Genomic DNA, 5,880 nt, shown 5'->3' with positions numbered 1-5,880 from the left:
GCAACAGAAGCTCGTCAAAAATTCAAATTGATTAATCCAGAAACGATTGGTCAAGCTAGCCGGATTTCAGGTGTTAACCCAGCTGACATTTCTATCTTGATGGTGTATCTTGAAGGCAAGAGTCGGAGTATTTCTAAGAATCAAGAAAAAGAATCCTAACTTATTAGGATGTAAATATGTGGAAGAAGTAGCCAAATAGCTACTTCTTTTCTTGTTTTACTGTATATTTACAACAGTGTAAATATACTTTACACTGTTTGACAAATGAGCGACCGGACCTTTATCCCTGTCAGCTTTTTCTTTGGTGGAAAGGCTTGACTGGCCTCGCTTTTTCTTATGTTTTATGGTATAATGGCCCAACAGAGGTTTATGATGAAAAAATTTCGTATGACGCCTATCCATTATTGTATGGTAGGTTTGTTAGCATTTATTATATTAGCCATCAGTTCCAGATTATTGGGTGGCACAATTGCAAATTTATTTGTGATTCTGTTGATTCTTTCCGGTGTCATCTATCTCTTTCTTCATCAATTAAAGCAAGTAGAATTGGATGAGCTAGAACAAATTCAATATGTCAATCATCAGGCTGAAAATGGATTGGCCTCGCTACTGGATAAAATGCCAGTTGGTGTAATCAAGGTAAACGGTGAAACCAATGAAGTTGAGTGGTTCAATCCTTATGCGGAGTTGATTTTCTCTACTGAGGATGGGCAATTCGATGTGGAATACTTGCAACAAGTGTTGGCGATTCCTTTTGAAGGGAAAGGCCATTATGCAACCATTGGAGATAAGAAATATTCTGTTTATCTAGATTCCCAGGCCAGTGTCGTTTATTTTTTTGATGCGTCTAGTGAGTATGAGGCCAACGTTGGTCTTGTAACGACTAGGCCGGTCATCGGGATTATGTCCGTAGACAACTATGATGATTTAGAAGATGTTGTGTCTGATTCAGATATCAGTAGTATCAATGGTTTTATTGCAAACTTTGTTGAAGAATTTTCGGAAAAATACCATATGTTTTACCGAAGAGTCGGGATGGATCGCTTTTATCTTTTTACCGACTATACCGTTCTTGAACAATTAATCGAATCCAAATTTTCTATTATTGACCAATTCCGTGAGGAAGCGAAAAATCGTGAATTACCCATTACGGTAAGTATGGGATTCTCATACGGAGATGGCAATCATGATGAAATTGGTAGAGTTGCTTTATCGAATCTAAACTTAGCTGAGGTTCGAGGGGGCGACCAGGCGGTTGTGAAAGAAAGAGAAGAAGGTAAGGATCCTATTTTCTTTGGAGGGGGGACAGCTTCTTCTATCAAGCGCACTCGTACGCGAACTCGTGCGATGATGACAGCTATTTCCGAAAAAATTAAATCGGTTGATCAGGTATTTGTTGTTGGCCACAAAAAATTAGACATGGATGCTTTGGGGGCATCGATTGGGATGCAATTATTTGCAAACAATATCAACGAACGCTCTTATGCAGTTTATGATGATAGGTCTATGGCTCAGGATATCAAACGAGCGGTTGAAAAAATTCAATCAGATGGAGCGACTAAACTCGTAACGGTTTCAGATGCTCTACGGATGGTAACCGATCAATCCCTTTTGATTATGGTAGACCATTCGAAGACAGCTCTCACGCTTTCAAATGATTTGTATGAGAAGTTTCACCAAGTCATTGTCATTGACCACCATAGACGGGATGAAGATTTCCCTGAAAATGCCATGATCACTTATATTGAAAGTGGCGCAAGTAGTGCCAGTGAGTTGGTTACGGAATTGCTTCAGTTCCAGAATTCTAAGAAGAACCGCTTGAATAAGATTCAAGCCAGTGTTTTGATGGCTGGAATTATGTTGGATACCAAGAGTTTCTCTGTTCGCGTAACGAGCCGTACATTTGATGTAGCTAGTTATTTACGAAGCCGAGGTAGTGATAGTGTCCTCATTCAGGAAATTTCAGCTATTAACTTCGATGAGTACCGCGAAGTTAATGAATTGATCCTAAATGGTCAATTGGTTTTCCCACATATTATTGTGGCAACAGGCGCAGCAGATGTTCCTTATGGAACGGTTACCATTAGTAAAGCAGCCGATAGTATGTTGGCCATGTCTAAAATTGAGGCAACCTTTGTCATTGCTCTGAATGAACAAGGAAGCATTTCCATTTCAGCTCGAAGCAGAAGCAAAGTCAACGTGCAAAAAATTATGGAGCAAATGGGAGGCGGAGGCCACTTTAATTCGGCGGCTTCTCAATTGGAAGATGTAACCATCGATCAAGTTCGTACCCAATTGATTGACTGTATTCAAGAAGAGGTCCAAAAGGATAAGGAGGAAGAAGAATGAAAGTTATCTTTTTAGCAGATGTAAAAGGAAAAGGAAAAAAAGGGGAAATTAAAGAAGTCCCAACAGGTTATGCTCAAAACTTTTTGATCAAAAAGAATTTAGCCAAAGAAGCTAACGCCCAAGCGATTGGGGAACTTCGCGGTAAGCAAAAATCTGAAGAAAAAGCCCATGCGGAACTAGTTGCAGAAGCGAAAAATATTCAAGCGAAATTAGCAGAAGAAACGACCGTTGTCCAATTTACAGAAAAAATTGGTCCTGATGGACGTACATTTGGTTCTATTACCAATAAAAAAATTGCAGAAGAACTACAAAAACAATTTGGGATCAAAATCGACAAGCGTCACATTCAAGTAGCTTCTCCAATTCGCTCTGTCGGCTTGATTGATGTGCCTGTTAAAATTTATCAGGATATTACAGGTGTTATCCAAATTCGGGTAAACGAAGGTTAAGTATATCGTTAGAAAGGAATGACTATGGCTGAGATAGAAGAATTAAGAACCCAGCCTCAAGATATCCAAGCAGAGCAATCTGTCTTAGGAGCCATCTTTATTGATGAGGGAAAACTGGTTTTTGTTCGTGAGTTTATTGAGCCAGCAGATTTCTTTAAATATGCCCATCGGTTAATTTTTAAGGCGATGATTGACCTTGCAGATAGGGGAGATGCTATTGATGCGACGACCGTTCGCAATATTTTAGATAGCCAAGGGGACTTGCAAAATATCGGTGGTCTCTCTTATCTAGCTGAAGTTATCAACTCTGTTCCAACCTCAGCCAATGCGGAATATTACGCAAAGATTGTTTCTGAAAAAGCGATTCTAAGACGCTTGATTGCCCGTTTAACGGAGAGCATTAATCAAGCATATGATGGAGCGAGTCCGTCGGATGAGATTATTGCAGGCGCAGAAAAAGCCCTGATTGATGTCAGTGAAAATGCCAATCGAAGTGGTTTCAAGAATATCAAGGATATCCTAAATATCAACTTTGGAAGTCTTGAAACTCGGTCATTGCAGACAACGGATATTACGGGGATTGCAACAGGTTATCGAGATCTTGACCATATGACAACAGGTCTTCATGAAGAAGAGTTGATTATTCTTGCAGCGCGTCCAGCGGTTGGTAAGACTGCCTTCGCTCTAAACATTGCCCAGAATATCGGAACCAAGTTGGATAAAACAGTTGCTATTTTCTCACTGGAAATGGGTGCTGAAAGTTTGGTGGACCGGATGTTGGCAGCAGAGGGCTTGATTGAGTCTCATTCTATTCGTACCGGTCAGTTGACAGATGATGAATGGCGGAAGTATGCTATTGCCCAAGGAAATCTAGCCAATGCCAGCATTTATATAGATGATACTCCTGGTATTCGGATTACGGAAATTCGGTCTCGTTCTAGAAAGTTAGCACAAGAAACAGGTAATCTTGGCTTGATCCTTATCGACTACTTGCAGTTGATTACAGGGACTGGACGCGAAAACCGGCAACAGGAAGTTTCAGAAATCTCTCGTCAATTAAAAATTTTGGCGAAAGAATTGAAGGTTCCTGTGATTGCCCTTAGTCAGCTGTCTCGGGGAGTCGAACAAAGACAAGATAAGCGTCCGGTTCTATCTGATATCCGTGAATCAGGATCCATTGAGCAGGATGCAGATATTGTTGCCTTTCTATACCGTGATGATTATTATGAACGTGCAGGTGAGGAAGAAGAAGGCATGCCGAATAACAAGGTTGAAGTCATCATTGAAAAAAACCGTTCAGGAGCGCGTGGAACAGTGGAGTTAATCTTCCAGAAAGAATATAATAAGTTTTCCAGCATATCAAAGAGAGTAGAGGAATAATGGATGAGTGATGCATTTACAGATGTAGCAAAAATGAAAAAAATCAAAGAAGAAATCAAGGCTCATGAAGGCCAAATTGTTGAAATGACCTTGGAAAATGGTCGTAAACGTCAAAAAAATAAGTTTGGTCGATTAATTGAAGTCTATCCTTCTTTGTTTATTATTGAGTACACGAATGAAAACAGTTTACCTGGTGAACCAGCAACAACCTATGTTGAATCGTATACTTACTCAGATATTTTGACTGAGAAAAATTTGATTCATTACTTAGACTAATCTGGCTAGGGTGAGCTAGAACTTCCAACCGTCTCTTCTTGGAGATGGTTTTTTTGGTGTCCTGAACATATCATAAAGATTTGTTGTGTAAATTTATTGACAAAGATGTCAATTTCACAATCAAATCTGTCAATATTAGATAGGGGGATCTTTTGAAGAGTCGTCTCATCTATATTTTTCATATTACTAAAATAGAGGGTCTTAGGAGGTTATTAGAACAATCATGATTGACAAGTTGTAAAAAAGGTGTAAAGATTCCTGTAAACAAGATAAAAATATTGGATAGGGATGAAAATACATGGTCATCCGCGTCAAAAATATGTGATTTAGAAAGCCCCTAGCTAGAAAACCTCATTTTGCTTTTCATTTATAGAAAGAAATCAAAAAAATGAGAAAGCAACTTTACAAGGGCTGGTATTAGTGGTATAATAGAATTTGTGCGAAATGACAGCAGGACAAAATGAAGCTCGTCAACAGGAAGCCAGCTAGAAAAGTAACCTTTGCTGTTTGGGCGAAGGCTTTCTGAACGAATCAGGTTTGTCTAAAACGTTATTTCCTACAAAAAATTATTTTTATAGGAGGACATTTCAAATGTCACGTTATACAGGACCATCTTGGAAACAATCTCGCCGTCTTGGCTTGTCACTTACAGGTACAGGTAAAGAATTGGCACGTCGTAACTACGTACCAGGTCAACACGGACCAAACAACCGTTCAAAATTGTCAGAATACGGTTTGCAATTAGCTGAAAAACAAAAACTTCGTTTCTCTTACGGACTTGGTGAAAAACAATTCCGTAACTTGTTCGTACAAGCTACTAAGATCAAGGAAGGAACTGTCGGTTTCAACTTCATGCTTCTTTTGGAACGTCGTTTGGATAACGTTGTTTACCGTCTTGGACTCGCGACTACTCGTCGTCAAGCTCGTCAATTCGTTAACCACGGTCACATCCTTGTTGACGGAAAACGCGTTGATATCCCTTCATACCGCGTAACTCCAGGTCAAGTGATCTCAGTTCGTGAAAAATCAGCTAAAGTTCCAGCTATCCTTGAAGCTGTTGAAGCAACTCTTGGACGTCCAGCATTCGTATCATTCGATGCTGAAAAATTGGAAGGTTCATTGACTCGCTTGCCAGAACGCGATGAAATTAACCCAGAAATCAACGAAGCACTTGTCGTTGAATTCTACAACAAAATGCTTTAATTTTAAGAAAAAACTTGCAGAAAGCCTACAACAGTGGGCTTTTTGTTTTGTCTTAAAACCTTGATTTCTGGGTTTGTTCAGTTATTTGCTTCCTAAGTTTACTTCATAGAAAGAAATGACCGTCTGTAAAAATAGGCGGTTTTTCTTTTTCAAAATAAATAACAACTCTCCTGAATTGGAGATTTTTGTGACCGAATACCTAAAATAATAAACCAAATAGCGA

6 protein-coding genes are annotated in these 5,880 nt (G+C 39.3%); all 6 read left to right on the top strand.

Annotation, left to right across the window (positions count from 1 at the left end; translation table 11 throughout):
- A partial coding sequence (locus ACLOR3_RS03015; protein WP_412036996.1) for a tRNA modifying enzyme MnmG family protein occupies positions 1 to 159 on the top strand: 159 nt, incomplete at its 5' end.
- A gap of 213 nt (positions 160 to 372) precedes the next feature.
- The gene (locus ACLOR3_RS03010; protein ID WP_497867386.1) at positions 373 to 2,349 is read left to right on the top strand and encodes a GGDEF domain-containing protein; all 1,977 of its coding nucleotides are present in this window, start codon (positions 373 to 375) and stop codon (positions 2,347 to 2,349) included.
- The gene (gene rplI / locus ACLOR3_RS03005) at positions 2,346 to 2,798 is read left to right on the top strand and encodes a 50S ribosomal protein L9 (RefSeq protein ID WP_411400193.1); all 453 of its coding nucleotides are present in this window, start codon (positions 2,346 to 2,348) and stop codon (positions 2,796 to 2,798) included. Before ACLOR3_RS03010 ends, rplI begins: the two co-directional genes overlap by 4 nt.
- Positions 2,799 to 2,822: 24 nt before the next feature.
- Positions 2,823 to 4,178 (top strand): replicative DNA helicase, encoded by a 1,356-nt coding sequence (gene dnaB / locus ACLOR3_RS03000; protein WP_411400192.1) that lies wholly within the window; start codon positions 2,823 to 2,825, stop codon positions 4,176 to 4,178.
- 3 nt (positions 4,179 to 4,181) lie between these two features.
- Positions 4,182 to 4,454: a Veg family protein gene (locus ACLOR3_RS02995; protein ID WP_006595358.1), complete on the top strand. Its 273-nt coding sequence runs from the start codon at positions 4,182 to 4,184 to the stop codon at positions 4,452 to 4,454.
- Between the two features lie 591 nt (positions 4,455 to 5,045).
- Entirely contained in the window at positions 5,046 to 5,657 is a 612-nt protein-coding gene (gene rpsD, locus ACLOR3_RS02990; RefSeq protein WP_003009175.1) for a 30S ribosomal protein S4, read from the top strand.
- Positions 5,658 to 5,880: the final 223 nt, after the last annotated feature.

Source organism: Streptococcus intestinihominis (genome assembly GCF_046824975.1).
Taxonomy (GTDB): Bacteria; Bacillota; Bacilli; order Lactobacillales; family Streptococcaceae; genus Streptococcus.
This window is presented reverse-complemented; position numbering and strand designations above follow the sequence as displayed.

Excerpts from the sequence above, each read along its gene's own strand:
- ACLOR3_RS03010 (WP_497867386.1), top strand. The coding sequence starts at position 373 with ATGAAAAAATTTCGTATGACGCCTATCCATTATTGTATGGTAGGTTTG.
- rplI (WP_411400193.1), top strand. The coding sequence starts at position 2,346 with ATGAAAGTTATCTTTTTAGCAGATGTAAAAGGAAAAGGAAAAAAAGGG.
- dnaB (WP_411400192.1), top strand. The coding sequence starts at position 2,823 with ATGGCTGAGATAGAAGAATTAAGAACCCAGCCTCAAGATATCCAAGCA.
- ACLOR3_RS02995 (WP_006595358.1), top strand. The coding sequence starts at position 4,182 with ATGAGTGATGCATTTACAGATGTAGCAAAAATGAAAAAAATCAAAGAA.
- rpsD (WP_003009175.1), top strand. The coding sequence starts at position 5,046 with ATGTCACGTTATACAGGACCATCTTGGAAACAATCTCGCCGTCTTGGC.